Here is an 18,565-nt window from a genome sequence, read left to right as displayed (position 1 = left end):
GCGGGGCTCACTTCCTGAGCGGCTCGGCGTCGCCGTCGTCGACGCCGTCCTCGACGGGAGCGGACTGCTCCGGGATCTCGACGGCGTCCTCGGCCGTCGTCTTCCCCCGTCCTTCCTTGGTCTTCTTGCGCCGGAAGAACGGCAGGTGGTCCTCGGGGTGGTCGGCCAGCGAGGTGATGACGGGCTGCAGCAGCCGCGCCGCCAGCGGACCGAACGCCGCGAGGATGAGAACGTAGCCCGCGGCCAGCGGGCCCAGGTCCGGGTGGGCGCCGGCCGCGACGGCCAGACCGGCGATGACGATGTTGAACTCGCCTCGGGGGACCAGTGCGAGACCGGCCCGCGCCCGTCCGGCCCGCCCGATGCCCGCCTGCTGCGCCGCGTAGTAGCCGGTGAGCAGCTTGGTGACGATGCTGACGAAGGCCAGCAGCAGCGCCAGCCCGGCCACCGGCAGGATCTTGGCCGGGTCGGTGTTCAGGCCGAAGAAGACGAAGAACACCGCGGCGAACAGGTCGCGCAGCGGCGCCAGCAGCTCCATCGCCTCGTGGGCGAGCTGCCCCGACAGGGCGACGCCGACGAGGAACGCGCCGACCGCGGCGGAGACCTGCAGCTGCTGGGCGATGCCGGCGACCAGCAGCGCCAGGCCCAGCACCTTGAGCAGCAGGACCTCGGAGTTGGGGCTGGAGACGAACATCTCCAGGTAGCGCCCGAACTTCAGGGAGATGACCAGCACCACGGTGACCGTGGCCAGCGCGATGCCGACGCTGGTGGCGCCGGCGGCGAAGCCCGCGCCCGCCAGGATGGCGGTGAGGACCGGCAGGTAGACGGCCATCGTGAGGTCCTCGAAGACCAGCAGCGACAGTACGACCGGCGTCTCGCGGTTACCGATCCAGTTCAGGTCGGTGAGGACTTTCGCGGTGATGCCCGAGGAGGTGGCGTAGGTGACGCCGCCCATCGCGACGGCGGCGACCGGGCCCCAGCCCAGCACCAGCGCGATGACCACGCCGGGCGCGGCGTTCAGCACGAGGTCGACCAGACCGCCTTTGGCGTTGCCCTTGAGGGAGGTCAGCAGCTCGTTGGCGTTGTACTCCAGGCCCAGGGTGAGCAGCAGGAGGATGACGCCGATCTCCGAGGCGGTGTGGACGAACTCCTCGCTGGTGCCCAGGGAGAGGATGCCGCCGTGGCCGAAGGCCAGGCCGGCGATGAGGTAGAGGGGGATGGGGGAGATTCCCGCGCGCAGGGCGAAGGAGCCCAGGACGCCGAGGGCGAGGATGATCCCGCCGAGTTCCAGAAACAGAATGGCTATGTCGTGCACGCGCTCCCCTACCCGCCGGTCAAGATTCCGGTGGCGGCTCCCGTGCTCTCCACGTCGCCCACCACCACCGCGATGTCGTTCTCCCGCAGGACGAAGTCCGGAAGGGGGCTGGTGTTGACCTGCCCGTCCCGGACGACGGCCACGATGGACGCGCCCGTCCGGGTGCGGACCTGCGCCGCGCCCATGGCCTTGCCGGCCCACACGGAGGCCACCGGCACCTGCAGGCTGACCAGTCCCTCGACCTCGCGGTGCAGGTCGTTGAGGCGCTGGACGATGCGCGGCGCGCCGAGCAGCTCGACGAGGGCGTCGGCCTCCTCGTCGTTGAGCCGGACCGTCTCGCACGCCCGGTCCGGGTCCGCCTTGTCATAGACCACCAGGTCCCGCCGGCCCGTCCGGTAGGTCACGACGCCGACCCGGCGGCCCGCGCGGGTGGTGAACTCGTGGCGCAGCCCTATACCGGGCAGCGCCGTCTGTTCTACGTCCACTGCTTCTCCCTTGGGTGGAGCACGAAAGTCCAGGGGCTGATTTTGGCTTAACGGCATGCTGCGTTCCAAGTCGGGACGTATGTCCGATTCGCTGGACATCCCCGCTCCCGATCCCCGGCACCGGCCGATGACGGGGGTGTCACCGGCTCTTCACGCCCGGAACCCGCGGGGGCGGGGAGGGCTCACACCGGCGCGCCGCGCCCCGTGCGCGACAGGTAATCGGGTCTTGACGTCGCGGCAACAGCAGGGAAGGAGCCCGCTCCTACCTTCGGGTCAGCGAGAGAGAACGAGCCCACTAGAAAGTACCTGGAGGCAGGGCATGACCACGCTGACCGGCGAAAGGCCCGCGGCGCCCGCCGCGGGGCGGGGCCGCTGGATCGAGGACTGGCGACCGGACGACGAGGGCTTCTGGCGCACGACCGGAAAGCGCGTCGCCCGCCGGAACCTGGCCTGGTCCATCCTCACCGAGCACCTGGGCTTCTGCGTCTGGCTCCTGTGGAGCATCGCCGTCATCAACCTCGGCACGGTGGGCGTCGCCCTGGACGTCGGCCAGCAGCTGTGGCTGACGACCGTTCCCAACCTCGTCGGCGCCTTCATGCGCATCCCCTACACCTTCGGCCCCGCCCGGTTCGGCGGCCGGAACTTCACGATCATCAGCGCCACGCTGCTGCTGATCCCCTGCGCCCTGTTCGTCTACGCGATCGAGAACCCCGGCATCCCCTTCTGGGCGCTGCTGCTCATCGCGGCCACCACCGGCCTGGGCGGCGGCAACTTCGCCTCGTCGATGTCGAACATCACGCACTACTACCCGGCGGACAAGCAGGGGCTGCCGCTCGGCCTGAACGCCGCGGGCGGCAACCTCGGCACCAGCGTCACCCAGCTGGCGATGCCGCCGCTGATCGTCGCCGCCGGGCTCGTCGCCGTCGGCTGGGTGTGGATGCCGCTGGTGCTGGTCGCCGCCGCGGGCGCCTACTTCTTCATGAACAACCTGCGGCACGCCACCAGCGCCTACACCGTCCGGGAGATGGCCGCCATCTCCCGCAAGCCGCACACGATCGTCATGTCGGTGCTCTACATCGGCACCTTCGGCTCGTTCATCGGCTACTCCTTCTCCTTCGGCGTGCTCATCAAGAACCAGTTCCCCGGCATCCAGGCGGCCGACTACATCTGGCTGGGCGCCCTCATCGGCTCGGTGGCGCGGCCGATCGGCGGCTGGCTGGCCGACCGGCTCGGCGGCGCCAGGGTGACGTTCTGGAACTTCCTGGTCATGGCGGCGGGCATCGTCGCGGTCTGGTCCGCGGTCGACGCCGGCAGCTGGCCGCTGTTCCTGGCCGCCTTCCTGTGCGTCTTCGCCACGACCGGCATCGGCAACGGCTCCACCTACAAGATGATCCCCGCGATCTTCAAGAACAAGGCGCTGGAGGGCGTGGACACCGGGGACCGGGACGCGGTCGCCGCGGCGGTCTCCTCGGCCCGGCGCACCGCGGCCGCCGCGATCGGCATCTCCTCGGCCGTCGGCGCCCTGGGCGGCGTGCTGATCCAGCAGACCTTCCGGATCTCGCTGGCCGAGGCCCAGACGATCGTGCCCGCCCTGCTGATCCTGGCCGCCTTCTACACGGTGTGCGTGGTCCTCACCTGGACCGTCTACCTGCGCCGGACCGGCGCCGCGCGGCGCAGCCTCGCCGAGGCGGGCGTCTGACCGGCCCTGCGCGCGCCCGGAGACGACGAGAGCCCCGGCGTCCTGGGACGCCGGGGCTCCGGCCTCGGGTCGGGCTGGCGGGATTTGAACCCACGACTTCTTGCACCCAAAGCAAGCGCGCTACCAAGCTGCGCCACAGCCCGTGTCGCGCGACAGTTTAGCCGCTCGGGGACGGTCGCAGGCTGATCTTTTCCGCGGGGTGCGGCGCCGCGTGCGGAGCTGTCACGGGAGGTGGCCGCGACCCCCTAGACTGAAGGCCGCATAGGCATGCGTTGTGCCGCCCGAAACGATCAAGCGAGACCGGCGGACGCTCGCGCTCGCGGCTCGGCAGGGCCGCGTCACAGCGCGCCGAGCCGCGTGAACCGCCGGATCAAGGAGACCTGCCCCAGTGAAGACCGCTGTCGAGGAGCTGACCCCGACCCGGGTGAAGCTCACCATCGAAGTTCCGTTCGAAGAGCTCAAGCCGAGCCTCGACAAGGCCTACAAGGAGCTCGCCAGGCAAGTGCGGCTCAAGGGCTTCCGCCCGGGCAAGGCGCCCGCCCGTCTGATCGACCAGTACGTGGGCCGCGGCGCGGTGCTGCAGGAGGCCGTGAACGACGCGCTGCCCGGCCTCTACGGCGCCGCGATCGAGGAGAAGGAGCTCTTCGTCCTCGGCCAGCCCGAGGTCGAGGTGACCAAGATCGACGACGGCAAGGAACTGGAGTTCACCGCCGAGGTCGACGTCCGCCCGTCCTTCGAGGTCCCCTCCTACGACGGCCTGCCCGTCACCGTCGACGACGCCGTCGTCACCGACGAGGAGATCGCCGAGACCCTCGACAACCTGCGCGAGCGCTTCGCCACCCTGACCACCGTCGAGCGCGCCGCGGCCGAGGGCGACACCGCCACCATCGACCTGAGCGCCGCCATCGACGGCGAGGACGTCGAGGACGCCGCCACCAAGGGCTACTCCTACGAGGTCGGCACCGAGGGCTCCATCGAGGGCCTCAACGAGGCGATCACCGGCCTGTCCGCCGGCGAGTCCAAGACCTTCACCTCCACCCTCGTGGCCGGCTCCCGCAAGGACGAGCAGGCCGAGGTCACCGTCACCGTGCAGTCGGTGAAGGTCAAGGAGCTGCCCGAGGCCGACGACGAGTTCGCCCAGCTCGCCTCGGAGTTCGACACCATCGAGGAGCTGAAGGACGACGTCCGCAAGCGCCTCGAGCGGCAGAAGAAGCTCAACCAGATCGGCCAGGCCCGGGACAAGGCCCTGGAGGCCCTCCTGGAGAAGGTCGAGATCCCGCTGCCCGACGGCATCGTCGACAGCGAGAAGCAGCGCCGCAACGAGCAGCTCGACCAGCAGCTCGCCTACGCCGGCCTGACCCGCGAGGCCTACCTGGCCGACGAGGAGAAGACCGCCGAGGAGTTCGAGGCCGAGCTCGACGAGGCCGCGCGCAAGGCCGTCAAGGGCGGCTTCATCCTCGACCAGCTCGCCCTCGACGAGGAGCTGGGCGTGGAGAACGAGGAGCTCAGCGAGTACGTGGTCACCCAGGCGATGCAGATGAACCTGCCGCCGCAGCAGCTGGCCCAGTACCTCACCGAGAACAACCAGATCCCGGCCCTGGTGGCCGAGGTGCTGCGCAGCAAGGCGCTGAACCTCATCGTCGAGCACGTCAAGATCTCGGACGAGTCCGGCAACGAGCTCGACCTCGAGGAGCTCCGCAAGGAGATCAACGGCGAGACCGTCACCGCCGAGGCCGCCGAAGGCCCGGAGGCCCCCGAGGGCGGCGAGGTCGCCGAGGCCGAGGTCGTCGAGGAGGCGGCCGAACCGGCTGAGAAGGCCGAGAGCGACGAGGACGCCACCAAGTCCTGAATGGCATGAAAAATCCATATACGCCCCGTATGCCGGAAATGGCATGCGGGGCGTGTCTGTTCAAACGCTCCTCGCCCGGGGCTAAACCTCGGGTCGAGAAAAGGGCGGAGGGTACGCCGCCAGCGAAAAGAACGTCCGTATGGCGTGAGGCCCCCGCGGGGCGCGTTAGTGTCCAATCATCCGACCGTTTCAGGGACCACAACTCGCTAGACACCTACGGAGGAACAGGGTGAGCAAGCCTCCGATTTTCCACGACCCGATCTTCGCGCGTGAGGGCGGGCTGCAGGCCATGGCCGCACAGGAGGCCCTGCACCAGCAGTTGCTGCGCAAGCGGATCGTGGTACTCGGCCAGCAGGTCGACGACGACATCGCCAACCGCCTCGCCGCCGAGCTGCTGCTGCTCTCGGCCGAGGACGGCAAGCGCGACATCACGTTTTACATCAACTCTCCGGGTGGCTCGGTGACCGCCGGCATGGCGATCTACGACATCATGGAGTACGTGCCGAACGACATCGTCACGGTCGGCATGGGTCTGGCGGCGTCCATGGGGCAGTTCCTGCTCTGCGCGGGCACCCCGGGCAAGCGCTACGCGCTCCCGCACGCGCGCATCATGATGCACCAGCCCTCCGGCGGCATCGGCGGCACGGCCTCGGACATCAAGATCCAGGCCGAGCAGATGCTCTACGTCAAGAAGACGCTCGCCGAGCGGATCGCCTACCACACGGGCCAGACGGTCGATCAGATCACCGCGGACTCCGACCGCGACCGCTGGTTCACCGCCGAGGAGGCCAAGGCCTACGGTCTGGTCGACCACGTGGTGACCAGCGCCAACGAGGTTCCCTCCGAGGGCCCGGTCTCCTGATGGAGCACCGCGGACCGATCATGGGGAGCAGCCGTCCGATTATGGAGAGCAGCATGGAAATTCGCGCCGGCGGCGTGCGGCCGGTCGACGGCCGCTACATCATCCCGTCCTTCGTGGAGCGGACGGCGTACGGGGTCAAGGAGATGAACCCGTACAACAAGCTCTTCGAAGAGCGGATCATCTTCCTGGGCGTGCAGATCGACGACGCGTCGGCCAACGACGTGATGGCGCAGCTGCTCACCCTGGAGTCGATCGACCCCGACCGGGACATCAGCATCTACATCAACTCGCCGGGCGGCTCCTTCACCGCGATGACGGCGATCTACGACACGATGCAGTACGTCAAGCCCGACATCCAGACGGTCTGCATCGGCCAGGCGGCCTCGGCGGCGGCGGTGCTCCTGGGCGCCGGCACGCCGGGCAAGCGCGCGGCGCTGCCGCACGCGCGGGTCCTGATCCACCAGCCCGCCACGGAGGGCACCTACGGGCAGGGCTCGGACATCGAGATCCAGGCCCGCGAGATCATGCGCATCCGCGAGCAGCTGGAGACCATCATCTCCCGGCACAGCGGCCGCTCCCTGGAGGAGGTCCGCCAGGACATCGAGCGGGACAAGATCCTCACGGCGGACGAGGCCAAGGCCTACGGCCTCATCGACGACGTCTTCGTCAGCAAGAAGCGTCGGGTGGAGGTAGTGTCTTCATAAGACGGCGCTAAGTTCGGGGACACCCCCGGCTTCGCGGTCAGGTCCCGGGACGCTCGGGACGTGGCCCGGCGCCCCGGAGACGGTACCGTCGAAGCAGCCTTTGCCGGCGGTGCGGGAGCGAGAAACTCCGCGCACCGCCGGGCGCAAGGCGGCCCCACGAAAAGGAGACAACCGGGTGGCACGCATCGGCGACGGTGGTGACCTGCTGAAATGCTCTTTCTGCGGTAAATCACAGAAGCAGGTCAAGAAGCTCATCGCGGGCCCGGGTGTGTACATCTGCGACGAGTGCATCGATCTCTGCAACGAGATCATCGAGGAGGAGCTCTCCGAGAGCTCGGACCTCAAGTGGGACAGCCTGCCCAAGCCGCGCGAGATCTACGAGTTCCTCGACGGCTATGTGATCGGGCAGGAGAAGGCCAAGAAGGCGCTGTCCGTCGCGGTCTACAACCACTACAAGCGGATCCAGTCCGGCGACTCCCGCGACGACGGGATCGAGCTGGCCAAGTCGAACATCCTGCTGCTCGGCCCGACCGGATCCGGCAAGACGCTGCTCGCGCAGACCCTGGCCAAACTGCTCAACGTCCCGTTCGCCATCGCGGACGCCACGGCCCTGACCGAGGCGGGCTACGTCGGCGAGGACGTCGAGAACATCCTGCTCAAGCTCATCCAGGCCGCCGACTACGACGTCAAGAAGGCCGAGACGGGCATCATCTACATCGACGAGGTCGACAAGATCGCCCGCAAGAGCGAGAACCCGTCGATCACCCGGGACGTCTCCGGGGAGGGCGTGCAGCAGGCACTGCTGAAGATCCTGGAGGGCACGACCGCCTCGGTCCCGCCCCAGGGCGGGCGCAAGCACCCGCACCAGGAGTTCATCCAGATCGACACCACCAACGTGCTGTTCATCTGCGGCGGCGCCTTCGCCGGCCTCGAGAAGATCATCGAGTCCCGGGTGGGCAAGCAGGGCGTGGGCTTCGGCGCGGTCATCCGCTCCAAGGTCGACTTCGCCAAGAACAGCGACATCTTCGGTGACGTCATGCCCGAGGACCTGCTGAAGTTCGGCATGATCCCCGAGTTCGTCGGCCGGCTCCCGATCATCACCAGCGTGCACAACCTGGACCGGGCCGCGCTGATCAACATCCTGACCGAGCCGAAGAACGCGCTGATCAAGCAGTACCGGCGCCTGTTCGAGCTGGACGGGGTGGACCTGGAGTTCACCGACGACGCCCTCGAGGCGATCGCCGACCAGTCGATCCTGCGCGGCACCGGCGCCCGCGGCCTGCGCGCCATCCTGGAGGAGGTGCTCCTGTCGGTGATGTACGAGGTGCCCAGCCGCCAGGACGTCGCCCAGGTGGTCATCACCCGCGAATCGGTGCTGGAGCACGTGAACCCGACGCTCGTCCCGCGCGAGCGCTCGACCAAGCGTGAACCGCGCGAGAAGAGCGCCTGAGCAAGCCCCAGACGAACCCGGCTCCCAGGAGCCGGGTTCCGTCGTTTCCGGACCTCGCCGCCGCTCCACGTCCGTCTCAGCCCCCGCCGGACGCCGACGGGGGCCTGCAAGGGGTCAGGTGAGGGGGAGTCGGGCGGTGAGGACGGTGCCGCCTCCCGGGCGGGAGGCGATGGTGAAGGTGCCGCCGAGTTCGGCGGCGCGCTCGTGCAGGCCGGTCAGGCCGAGTCCCTGGCGGGGCTGGCGGGGCAGGCCGCGGCCGTCGTCGGAGACGGTGATCTCCAGCTGGCCGTCGCGTTCGGCGAGCCGCAGCTCCACGCTGGTCGCCTTGGCGTGCCGGCGGGCGTTGGTGAGGGCCTCCTGGATGATGCGGTAGGCGGTGACCTCCTGGACGGAGGCGAGCCGGGGGAGGTCCGCGCACCGCACGTCCACCCGGGGCTCGGGCAGGTCGGCGGCGAGGGCGCGGACGGCGTCGGCCAGTCCCAGCCGGTCCAGCGCGGGCGGGCGCAGCCCGTGCACCAGCTCCCGGATGTCGCCCATCGCGGTGGTCATGCGTTCGCGCAGCGCCAGCAGCGACGGCTCCACCGACTCCGGATCGGTGGTGAGGCGGACCCTGGCGGCGTCCACCGACAGCGCCAGCGCCGCCAGGGTGGGGCCGAGGCCGTCGTGCAGGTCGCGGCTGAGCCTGCGGCGCTCGTCCTCCCGGGTGTTGATGACGGTCTCGTGGGAGACGCGCAGCAGCCGGACGGTGTGGGCGAGGTCGGCGACGTGCCGGGTGAGCACCCCGACCAGCCGGTGGTCGGGATGCCCCGGCCCGTACAGCAGCATCCGGCCGATCTGCTCGCCGTGCCACACCAGCGGGACCACCTGGGCGACGCCCTCCTCCGCCCCGTCGGTGTGCACGACGACGTCGTCGATCTCCACGCCGACCCCCGAGAGCGCCAGCGTGCGGCGCACCGCGCGGACGGCCAGGCGCAGCGCGGTGGCCGGGTCCTCGGTCTGCTGGACGGTCCGGGCGAGCCGGTCGGCCAGCACGTAGGGGTCGCGTTCCACCCCGAACAGCAGGTCGATGGAGAGCTGGACGCGGGAGCGGACGGGCTGGAACAGGGCGCCGACCGTCAGCGCGCCGAAGAACCCGGCGGCCTGGCCCGCGACCAGGTTGTTGACCAGGGCGATGAGCCCGAAGTAGACGGCGCCCAGGATCAGCGTCAGCGTGCCGTACACCAGCGTCCGGTTGACGATCACGTCGATGTCGTAGAGCCGGTGGCGCAGGATGGCGATCGCCAGCGCGACCGGGACGGTGCCCACCGCGGTGCAGGTCAGCGTGGCGAACAGCCAGAACGGCATGTCCTCCCAGATGAGGTCGGAGTATCCGGCCAGCGCGGTGCCCAGCAGCGGGTAGGCGATGAGCGCGATCTGCCGCCGGGCGACGGGGCCGCCCGCGCGGAAGCGCAGGCCCAGCGAGAGGAAGTTCAGGAAGGTGACGGCCACCGTGAGCGGCTGCACCACGTTCAGGTAGGCGGCGTCCAGGTCGCCGACCGCCGCCACGCCGAACGGGTTGTGCGCCTCCCTGCCGGGCAGTCCCAGGTCTCCGGGGAGCAGCATCCGGTGCAGGACGTTGACGGCGATCAGCGCCGCCGACAGCCACAGCACCGGCTTCCAGGCGCGGCCGGGGGGCCTGCCGTCGGGGAAGAGCAGCGGGACGATCATCACCAGCGGCAGGAACTCCAGCATGTACAGCCAGGTGGCGCCCCAGCGCAGGAAGGCGGCGCCGGGCAGGTCGTGCAGCAGGGACCAGCGCGAGAAGGGGATGAGCAGCCAGTGCGCCGCGGCGACGAGGCCGATCGTCCACAGGAGGCGGGCGACGACCAGGCCGGGCCTGCGGCTGAGCAGGTACGCCCCGACCGCCGGGTACAGGCAGCCCATGATGACCTCGGGGCGCCAGGACTGGCTCGTCCGGTACTCCAGGGGCACCGAGTAGCGGAAGGCGTACGCCAGGACGATGCACAGCGGGCCGGCCAGCGCCCCGACCCACAGGACGGTCCTACGTGCCAAGACCGGCCTCGCGCGCCAGCACTATCGCCTGCGCGCGGTCGGCCACGTGCAGCTTCATGAAGATGTTGGAGACGTGGTTGCGGATCGTCTTCGGCGACAGGAACAGGATCCCGGCGATCTCCCCGTTGTTGCGGCCCTGGGCGATGAGCTCCAGCACCTCGCGTTCCCGGTCGGTCAGCTCGGGGAAGGCCGACCTGCGCGGGTCGGGCATCTCGGTGAAGTAGGTGAGCACCCGCCGGGCGATCTCCGGACCGTAGATCGCCTCGCCCGCCGCCACCGCGCGCACCGCCCGCGCGATCTCCTCGGCGCCGGACTCCTTGAGCAGGTAGCCGCGGGCCCCGGCGCGCATCGCGGCGAACACCGAGTCGTCGTCGCGGAACATGGTCAGCACCAGCACGCCGATGTGCGGGCTGGTGCGGGTGATGGTGCGGGTGGCCTCGATGCCGTTGCCGCCGGGCATGTGCAGGTCCATCACCGCCACGTCGGGCTGCGTGTCGTGGGCCAGCCGGACGGCGGCGGGGCCGTTCTCGGCCTCGCCGACGACCTCGATGCCCAGCGCCTCCAGCAGGGCGCGCAGGCCCTGCCGGAACATGGGGTGGTCGTCAGCGATGATCACTCGGATGTCGTCGGACACGACGGGGTTCCTCCGGGAGCGGGTTGAGGGGGAGACGGGCGACCACCGCGGTGCCGCCGCCGGGTCGCGGGCCGATGGTGCACGCGCCGCCGACCTCGGCGGCGCGTTCGCGCATCGCCGCCAGGCCCGTGCCGTCCCGCCCCTGCGGGACGCCGGTGCCGGGATCGGCGACGACGAGGTGGAGGGCGTCGGGGCCGCGGTCGAGCCGCACCAGGGCGCTGGCGGCCAGGGAGTGCCGCCGCACGTTGCTGAGCGCCTCGGAGACGATCCGGTAGGCGGCGACCTCGACGGCCGCGGGCAGCGCGGTGAGCTCGCCGCTGATCTTGACTTCGACCATGATCCCGTCCGTTCCGTCCGCCAGCCCGCCGACCGCCCCGGCCAGGCCGAGGTCGTCCAGCGCGGGCGGCCGCAGTCCCGCCACCAGTTCCCGGATGTCGCCGACGGCCCCGGCCAGCCGCTGCCGCAGGTCGCTGAGCAGCGGGCCGACCTGCTCGGGCCGGTCGCCCAGGGTGAGCCTCGCGGTGTCCAGGGCCATCGCCAGGCTGGCCAGGGTGGGGGCCAGGCCGTCGTGGAGGTCGTGCCGCAATCGGCGGCGCTCCTCCTCCGCGTCCGCGAGGATGCGTTCCCGGGAGCGCTGGAGCTCCCCGGCACGGTCATCCGCGGCGGGAGCGTACCGCCGGGTCAGCAGGACGCCGACGACCAGCCCCAGCAGGAACGCGCCGAGCGCGGTGACGCCGTACATACGGCAGACCCTCCCTGATCGCCGCGGTCACCGACAGGGACGCGTGTCCCGGCTCAGGCGGGCTTCTCCACGTCCGGCCGCATCTTGCGCATGACGTCGGCCAGCTGGGACCAGCCGAGTGACTGGCCGTTGCCGGTGAGGTTGGGAGCCGCCATCACCATGCCGAGCGTGTTGGAGGTCTGCCAGTAGCACAGCGGGATCGTGATGGTGCCCATCGTCATCTCGGCGCAGCTCGCCGATCCGGAGCCGCCCGGGTCGGTGTCATGGAAGCTGACGTTGGTGCCGGAGCTCTGCAGGCCCTGGCGGAAGTCGTCGCGGTCGCCCATGCCGGGGCCGGTGATCCCGGTGAAGGTGACCTGGGAGCCTTCGGCGTCGTAGGTCGCCGACACGACGGTGCCCTTGGACCCGAGGAGGTTGCGGAAGGCGCTGCCGTAGGTGTCGCCGGCGGCGTCGGTGGACTTGGGATAGCCGCCCGCGGTCGGCGGCGCGCTGAGCGCGTACTCGGAGCCGTCGTCCCCGCCGCCCAGGGCGGCGAGGGCGACCACGGCGACGATCGCCACGACGACCACGCCGCCGACGATCGCCAGGATCAGGCCGGTCTTGTTCTTCCGGGGCGGCGCGGGGCTGTATCCGGCCTGACCGAAGGGAGGCGGAGTGGGCTGCCCGAACGGGGGCGGGGTCGGCTGCCCGTAGGGCGCGGCGGGCTGGCCGTACGGCTGCTGCCCGTACGGCTGCTGGGGCTGCTGCCCGTAGGGCTGCTGCGGCTGCCCGTAGGGAGGCTGCTGAGGCTGTTGGCCGTAAGGCTGCTGCGGCGGCTGGGGCCCGCCGTAGCCGGGGCCCTGGGGCGGGGGATTCCAACCGCTCAAGGTCATCTCCGGGAACGTCTGTGGGGAAAACGGACAGGAGGCCATTCTGTCCTATCCGGTGTTCCTTGTCCCGCCTCCCGGGGACGGCCGGAAACAGGGCTTGACACGCCGTAGAATCTGCGTTCGTGACCGAGTCCCAGTTGCCCACTCAGTACGCGCCCGCCGAGGTCGAGGGAAAGCTCTACGAACGCTGGACCTCCGCCGGCCTGTTCGAGGCCGACCCCGAGCGCGACCCCGACGCGCCCGCGTACACGATCGTCATCCCGCCGCCCAACGTGACCGGCTCCCTGCACATGGGCCACGCCCTGGACCACTCCATCCAGGACACGCTGGTACGCCGCAGGCGCATGCAGGGATACGAGGCGCTGTGGCTGCCGGGCATGGACCACGCCGGCATCGCCACCCAGAACGTGGTCGAGCGCGAGCTCAAGAAGGAGGGCCTGACCCGCCACGACCTGGGCCGCGAGGCGTTCCAGGAGCGCGTGTGGCAGTGGAAGGGCGAGTCCGGCGGCCGCATCCTCGGCCAGATGAAGCGCCTGGGCGACAGCGTCGACTGGTCCCGTGAGCGCTTCACCATGGACGAGGGCCTCTCCCGCGCCGTCCTGACCATCTTCAAGCGGCTGTACGACGACGGCCTCATCTACCGCGCCGAGCGCATCATCAACTGGTGCCCGCGCTGCCTGACCGCCCTGTCGGACATCGAGGTCGAGCACGCCGACCGCGAGGGCGAGCTCGTCTCCATCCGCTACACCGACGATGTCGTGGTGGCCACCACCCGGGCCGAGACGATGCTCGGCGACACCGCCGTGGCCGTCCACCCGTCCGACGAGCGCTACGCCCACCTGGTCGGCACCGAGATCGAGTTGCCGCTGACCGGCCGCCGCATCCCGGTCGTGGCCGACGAGCACGTCGACCCCGAGTTCGGCACCGGCGCGGTCAAGGTCACGCCCGCCCACGACCCCAACGACTTCGAGATCGGCCAGAGGCACGGCCTGCCGTCCCTGACCGTCCTGGACGAGCACGCCAAGGTCACCGCCGAGGGGCCCTTCCAGGGCATGGACCGCTACGAGGCCCGCGCCGCGGTGGTGGAGGCGCTGCGCGAGCAGGGCCGCATCGTCAAGGAGATCCGCCCCTACGAGCACTCCGTCGGCCACTGCCAGCGCTGCCAGACGGTCGTCGAGCCGCGGGTGTCCCTGCAGTGGTTCGTCAAGGTCGCCCCGCTGGCCAAGGCCGCCGGCGACGCCGTCCGCGAGGGCCGGGTGCAGATCCAGCCGCCGGAGCTGTCCTCCCGGTACTTCGCCTGGGTCGACAACATGCACGACTGGTGCATCTCCCGGCAGCTGTGGTGGGGCCACCGCATCCCCGTCTGGTACGGGCCCGGCGGCGAGCAGCGCTGCTTCGGCCCCGGCGAGGAGGTCCCCGAGGGCTGGACCCAGGACACCGACGTGCTGGACACCTGGTTCTCCAGCGCGCTGTGGCCCTTCTCCACCCTGGGCTGGCCCGACGACACGCCCGACCTGCGGCGCTTCTACCCCACGTCCGTGCTGGTCACCGGCTACGACATCCTCTTCTTCTGGGTCGCCCGGATGATGATGTTCGGTCTGTACGCCATGGACGGCGTGGAGCCGTTCAAGGTCATCGCCCTGCACGGCATGGTCCGCGACCAGCACGGCAAGAAGATGTCGAAGTCCTTCGGCAACGTCGTGGACCCGCTGGACTGGATCGAGCGCTACGGCGCCGACGCCACCCGCTTCACGCTGCTGCGCGGCGCCAACCCGGGCGGCGACGTCCCGGTCGCCGAGGAGTGGGCGCAGGGCTCGCGCAACTTCTGCAACAAGCTGTGGAACGCCACGCGGTTCGCGCTGATGAACGGCGCGCACGTCAAGGGCGAGCTCCCCGCCGAGCTCTCCACGACGGACTCCTGGATCCTCTCCCGGCTGCAGACGGTCGCCGCCGAGGTCGACGCCCACATCGAGGGCTTCGACTTCGCCAAGGCGTGCGAGGCGCTGTACCACTTCGCCTGGGACGAGTTCTGCGACTGGTACCTGGAGCTGTCCAAGGTCCCCCTCGCCGAGGGCGGCGCGACGGCCGAGGCGACGCGCCGGGTGCTGGGCGAGGTCCTGGACACCGTGCTGCGGCTGCTGCACCCGATGACGCCGTTCGTCACCGAGGAGCTGTGGACGGCCCTGACCGGCCGCGAGACCATCGTCCGCGCCTCCTGGCCGGCCGCCGACACCGCGCGCGCCGACGCCGCGGCCGAGGCGGTCGTCGCCTCGCTGCAGCGCCTGGTCACCGAGGTCCGCCGGTTCCGCTCCGACCAGGGCCTGAAGTCCGGCCAGCGGGTCACCGCCGCGCTGGAGCTGGACGGCAGCCCGCTGGCCGCCTACGAGGAGCAGATCCGCTCGCTGCTGAAGCTGACCGCCCCCGGGGAGTCCTTCACCGCCACCGCGTCCCTGCCCGTCGAGGGCGTCGTGGTGCGGCTGGACACCGCCGGCGCCATCGACGTGGCGGCCGAGCGCGCCCGGCTGGAGAAGGACCTGGCCGCGGCCCGCAAGGAGGTCGCCCAGACCTCCGGCAAGCTGGCCAACGCCGACTTCGTCGCCAAGGCGCCCGAGGCGGTCATCAACAAGAACCGCGCCCGCCTGGAGGCCGCCCAGGCCGACATCACCCGCCTGGAGGCCCAGCTGGCGGCCCTGCCCGCCGGCTGACCCGCCCACCGGCCGCACGGCCCGGCGCCCCCGCGGCGCCGGGCCTTCGGCACTGCTCTCAGATTCTTCTCATCATCGGCTCAGCGCCTGCTCAGAGGGCGGGGGCATCGTGAAGACACAGGGGGCGATCGACCGGATCGTGTCCCTCCGGAGAAGAAGTGACGACTGAACCGCAGCCGGACCCGCGAGACCGCCGGGTCCGGCTGCCTTCGTGCGGGGGGCGCGGCCGAATCCGGGGCGCGCCGGGGGAGAGATAGCCTTTTCGGCGTGACGGACTATCGGACCGCCGTGTCGGCGGTCATGGCACGGGGCGTCGAATGGGAGTTCGACCCCACTCTCGACCGGATCCGGGATCTGCTGGACCTGCTGGGCGAACCTCAGCGGGCCTGCCCGGTGATCCTGGTGGCCGGTACCAACGGCAAGTCGAGCGTCTCCCGGATGATCGACGCGCTGCTCACCGAGCGGGGCCTGCGGGTCGGGCGGTTCACCAGCCCGCACCTGAGCGAGCTGCGCGAGCGCATCGCGATCGACGGCGAGCCGCTGGACGAGGAGCGCTTCGCCGAGGTCTACGCCGACCTCGAGCCCTACCTGCAGATCATCGACGGCAGGCACCCGGTGCGGCTGTCGTTCTTCGAGACGCTGACCGCGATGGCCTACGCGGCCTTCGCGGACGCGCCGGTGGACGTCGCGGTCGTGGAGATCGGCATGGGCGGCACCTGGGACGCCACCAACGTGGTGGACCCGGCCGTCTCGGTGATCACCCCGATCGGCCTCGACCACACCGACTACCTCGGCGACACGATCGAGGACATCGCCCACGAGAAGGCCGGGATCATCAAGCCCGGCACGGTCGCGGTGATCGCCCAGCAGCCGCCGGAGGCCGCCGAGGTGCTGCTGCGCCGCGCGGTGGAGACCGGCGCGCAGGTCGTCCGGGAGGGCATCGAGTTCGGCGTGCTCCACCGCGACCTGGCCCTGGGCGGGCAGCGGCTGCAGCTGCGCGGCGTCCACGGCGACTACGAGGAGATCTTCCTGCCGCTGTTCGGCGCGCACCAGGCGGCCAACGCCGCGGTCGCGCTCGCGGCCGTCGAGGCGTTCGCCAGCGGCGCCCCCACCAACGCCGTCCTCGACCCCTCCGAGGTGACCAGGGGCAGCGTCTCCTCGGACTTCACCGCTCCCGAGGGCGGCGAGGGGCGGCTCGACCCGGCGCTGGTCCGGGAGGGCTTCGCCCGGGTGAGCTCGCCCGGCAGGATGGAGGTGGTGCGCACCGGCCCCACCGTCATCCTGGACGCCGCGCACAACCCCGCGGGCATGGCCGCCACGGCCCAGACGCTGAGCGAGTCCTTCGACTTCACCCGGCTGGTGGGGGTGGTGGCCGTCGCGGCCGACAAGGACGTCACGGGCCTGCTGGAGGAGCTGGAGCCGGTCCTGACCGAGGTGGTCGTCACCGGCAACTCCTCGTCGCGCGCCATGCCGGTGGACGAGCTGGCCGCGCTGGCCGCGGAGGTCTTCGGGCCCGAGCGGGTGCACCGCGCCGCCCGCCTGGACGACGCGTTCGAGCGGGCGGTGGCCCTGGCCGACGAGGCGGGGGAGTACGGGGGTTCCGGTGTGGTCATCACCGGGTCGGTCGTCACGGCGGGTGACGCGCGAGTTCTGTTGAAGGTGAAGTGATGCGGCGTCTGCTCGCCACGATCTTGACATGCGAGGCGATCATCCTCGCGCTGGCGATTCCGGTCGCGATCTCGGTCGCGGACGTGGACGCCGGGACCGCCGGGATCACCGGGGGAGTGCTGGCGGTGCTCGCCCTGCTGCTCGCCGGGACGCTGGGCCGGTCGTGGGGCGTTCCCCTGGCCACGGGCTTCCAGGTCGTCGTGCTGGCGCTCGGCTTCTTCGTGCCGACCATGTTCATCCTGGGCGCGGTCTTCGGCGCGCTGTGGGGTTATGCCATTTGGCTGGGAGTGAAGGTGGAGGGGCGCCAGAAGCGCTAACTTCTCCTTCGGGCGGCCTTTTCCATGGAGAATTGACTTCTGGAAAAGTCGGATATTGCAACTCTTTTCGTCATACGTGATATCCCCTGTCGACAATGCCGCCGACTTTCGGAGGAAGGCGTGCGGCGACCCGGCACCGGCGAAGGCCGCGAAGGCCACGGCGGGCGGAGGAGACGGCTCGCGGTGAGCGCCACCGCGTCGGTGGTGGCGCTCACCGCGGTCCCCGCCGCGGTGCTGACCGTTCCCAACGCGCTCCCCCTCGTCGCCGCGCCCGCCCTGCACGAGCTGGGCGGGAGCCCCGCCGCCCTGGTGCAGGCCGCGGGGGCCGCGCTGCCCGCCCTGGTGCTGGCGCTCGCGCCCGCCGCGGTGGCCGCCCGCCGGCTCCCCCCGCCGCTGGTGCTGCTGGCCGGGGTCTTCGCCGTCCTGGCCGGACAGGTCCTGGTCCTGGAGGCCGGGACGGCGCCGGTGCTGGGAGCCGCCCGCGCGCTGCAGGGCGCGGGGGCCGGCACGGTCCTGGCCGCGGCCCTCACCCTGGCCTGCCAGAGCCGTGCGGGAACGCCCCTGGCGCTGTTCGCCGGAACGCTCTGCGGTTCGCTGGCGCTCGCCGTGCCGCTGGCCCTCGGCGCGGTGCCGCGCGAGCCGGGCCGCTGGCGCGAGGCGCTCACCCCCTTCCCCTGGCTGCTGGGCCTGGCTCTGCTGTGCGCGCTGCTCGCCTTCCTGCCGGGCGGCGCGGGACGGCCCCTGCCGCCGCTGCGCGCCGCGGAACGCACCCGTCTGCTGCTGCCCCTGGTGCCCACCGCCGGATTCGTCTTCCTGGCGATGACCGCGGTCGGCGACGCCTGGGAACCGGGTGCGGGCATCCTGGCGGCGGCCCTGGGCGTCACGGCGTTCGCGGGACTGGCGCTCGCCTCCGCTCGGGACGCGGCACTGGGCGGGCCGCACATGCCCGCCCTGCAGGCGGTCCTCGTGGGATGGCTGGTGCTGCCGGTCGCCGCCCCGGTGGTCGGGCAGGCACTGCTGGCGGGCGCCGGACGGGAGACCTGGCCCTTCGCCGCCGCGGTGCCCGCCGCCGTCGCCGGAGCGCTGTGCGCCGCGCGCACGCCCGCCCGCGGGACGGTCCTCGCCGGGGACGCGCTGCTGGTGCTCGCCGTCCTCCCGCTGCTGGGCGCGGGCACCCGTCCGGGCGGGGCGGAGCTCGCCGCGGGGCTGGCCCTGCT

General features: G+C 71.2%; 15 protein-coding genes and 1 tRNA gene. 9 read left to right on the top strand and 7 right to left on the bottom strand.

The features are described 5' to 3' along the window. Positions 1-7: 7 nt before the first annotated feature. Both ABD140_RS38565 and ABD140_RS38560 read right to left on the bottom strand, forming a co-directional pair. Positions 8-1,312, bottom strand: coding sequence for a cation:proton antiporter (locus ABD140_RS38565; RefSeq protein ID WP_344247771.1), 1,305 nt, complete (start codon positions 1,310-1,312; stop codon positions 8-10). An 8-nt stretch (positions 1,313-1,320) separates the two neighbouring features. Next, positions 1,321-1,797: a cation:proton antiporter regulatory subunit gene (locus tag ABD140_RS38560; RefSeq protein WP_344247769.1), complete on the bottom strand. Its 477-nt coding sequence runs from the start codon at positions 1,795-1,797 to the stop codon at positions 1,321-1,323. Positions 1,798-2,116: 319 nt separating this feature from the next. On the opposite strand from ABD140_RS38560, the gene ABD140_RS38555 reads away from it, so the two are divergent. Further along, positions 2,117-3,496 (top strand): MFS transporter, encoded by a 1,380-nt coding sequence (locus tag ABD140_RS38555; protein WP_344247767.1) that lies wholly within the window; start codon positions 2,117-2,119, stop codon positions 3,494-3,496. Positions 3,497-3,565: 69 nt separating this feature from the next. Here ABD140_RS38555 and ABD140_RS38550 read toward each other — a convergent pair. Continuing rightward, positions 3,566-3,639: transfer RNA gene (locus ABD140_RS38550), tRNA-Pro, on the bottom strand. Between the two features lie 245 nt (positions 3,640-3,884). On the opposite strand from ABD140_RS38550, the gene tig reads away from it, so the two are divergent. The 4 genes from tig (at position 3,885) to clpX (ending at position 8,361) form a co-directional block, all read left to right on the top strand. After that, positions 3,885-5,345 carry a trigger factor gene (gene tig / locus ABD140_RS38545; protein WP_344247765.1) on the top strand — a complete coding sequence of 487 codons (1,461 nt, stop codon included), beginning with the start codon at positions 3,885-3,887 and terminating at the stop codon, positions 5,343-5,345. Positions 5,346-5,634: 289 nt separating this feature from the next. Further along, on the top strand, positions 5,635-6,207 hold the full coding sequence (locus ABD140_RS38540) for a ClpP family protease (RefSeq protein ID WP_344247777.1): 573 nt from the start codon (positions 5,635-5,637) through the stop codon (positions 6,205-6,207). Positions 6,208-6,260: 53 nt separating this feature from the next. Continuing rightward, positions 6,261-6,911 carry an ATP-dependent Clp protease proteolytic subunit gene (locus ABD140_RS38535; RefSeq protein WP_106400086.1) on the top strand — a complete coding sequence of 217 codons (651 nt, stop codon included), beginning with the start codon at positions 6,261-6,263 and terminating at the stop codon, positions 6,909-6,911. Between the two features lie 175 nt (positions 6,912-7,086). Continuing rightward, a complete protein-coding gene (clpX, locus tag ABD140_RS38530) occupies positions 7,087-8,361 on the top strand; it encodes an ATP-dependent Clp protease ATP-binding subunit ClpX (RefSeq protein ID WP_344247759.1) in 1,275 nt (424 codons plus the stop codon). Between the two features lie 114 nt (positions 8,362-8,475). Here the strand turns inward: clpX and ABD140_RS38525 are convergent, their stop codons facing one another. The 4 genes from ABD140_RS38525 to ABD140_RS38510 are packed head-to-tail and all read right to left on the bottom strand — an operon-like array spanning position 8,476 to position 12,661. Continuing rightward, positions 8,476-10,413 (bottom strand): sensor histidine kinase, encoded by a 1,938-nt coding sequence (locus tag ABD140_RS38525; RefSeq protein ID WP_344247757.1) that lies wholly within the window; start codon positions 10,411-10,413, stop codon positions 8,476-8,478. Beyond that, the gene (locus tag ABD140_RS38520; protein WP_344247775.1) at positions 10,403-11,005 is read right to left on the bottom strand and encodes a response regulator; all 603 of its coding nucleotides are present in this window, start codon (positions 11,003-11,005) and stop codon (positions 10,403-10,405) included. The genes ABD140_RS38525 and ABD140_RS38520 overlap by 11 nt, the downstream gene beginning before the upstream one ends. Before the next feature lie 10 nt (positions 11,006-11,015). Then, entirely contained in the window at positions 11,016-11,789 is a 774-nt protein-coding gene (locus tag ABD140_RS38515) for a sensor histidine kinase (protein WP_344247755.1), read from the bottom strand. Between the two features lie 53 nt (positions 11,790-11,842). Beyond that, entirely contained in the window at positions 11,843-12,661 is an 819-nt protein-coding gene (locus ABD140_RS38510; RefSeq protein ID WP_344247753.1) for a hypothetical protein, read from the bottom strand. A gap of 119 nt (positions 12,662-12,780) precedes the next feature. Here ABD140_RS38510 and ABD140_RS38505 point away from each other — a divergent pair, with 119 nt between their 5' ends. The 4 genes from ABD140_RS38505 to ABD140_RS38490 all read left to right on the top strand — a co-directional run. Continuing rightward, complete coding sequence (locus ABD140_RS38505) at positions 12,781-15,363, top strand: valine--tRNA ligase (RefSeq protein ID WP_344247751.1); 2,583 nt, start codon at positions 12,781-12,783, stop codon at positions 15,361-15,363. Between the two features lie 300 nt (positions 15,364-15,663). Then, the gene (locus tag ABD140_RS38500) at positions 15,664-17,031 is read left to right on the top strand and encodes a bifunctional folylpolyglutamate synthase/dihydrofolate synthase (protein WP_344247773.1); all 1,368 of its coding nucleotides are present in this window, start codon (positions 15,664-15,666) and stop codon (positions 17,029-17,031) included. Further along, positions 17,031-17,348 (top strand): DUF4233 domain-containing protein, encoded by a 318-nt coding sequence (locus ABD140_RS38495; protein ID WP_344247749.1) that lies wholly within the window; start codon positions 17,031-17,033, stop codon positions 17,346-17,348. Before ABD140_RS38500 ends, ABD140_RS38495 begins: the two co-directional genes overlap by 1 nt. Before the next feature lie 183 nt (positions 17,349-17,531). Then, positions 17,532-18,565 (top strand): hypothetical protein (locus ABD140_RS38490; protein WP_344247747.1); only part of this gene is annotated, 1,034 nt, incomplete at its 3' end.

Origin of the sequence: Actinocorallia libanotica, from assembly GCF_039525175.1 — a bacterium.
In the GTDB taxonomy this organism is placed as follows: domain Bacteria; phylum Actinomycetota; class Actinomycetes; order Streptosporangiales; family Streptosporangiaceae; genus Actinocorallia; species Actinocorallia libanotica.
This window is presented reverse-complemented; position numbering and strand designations above follow the sequence as displayed.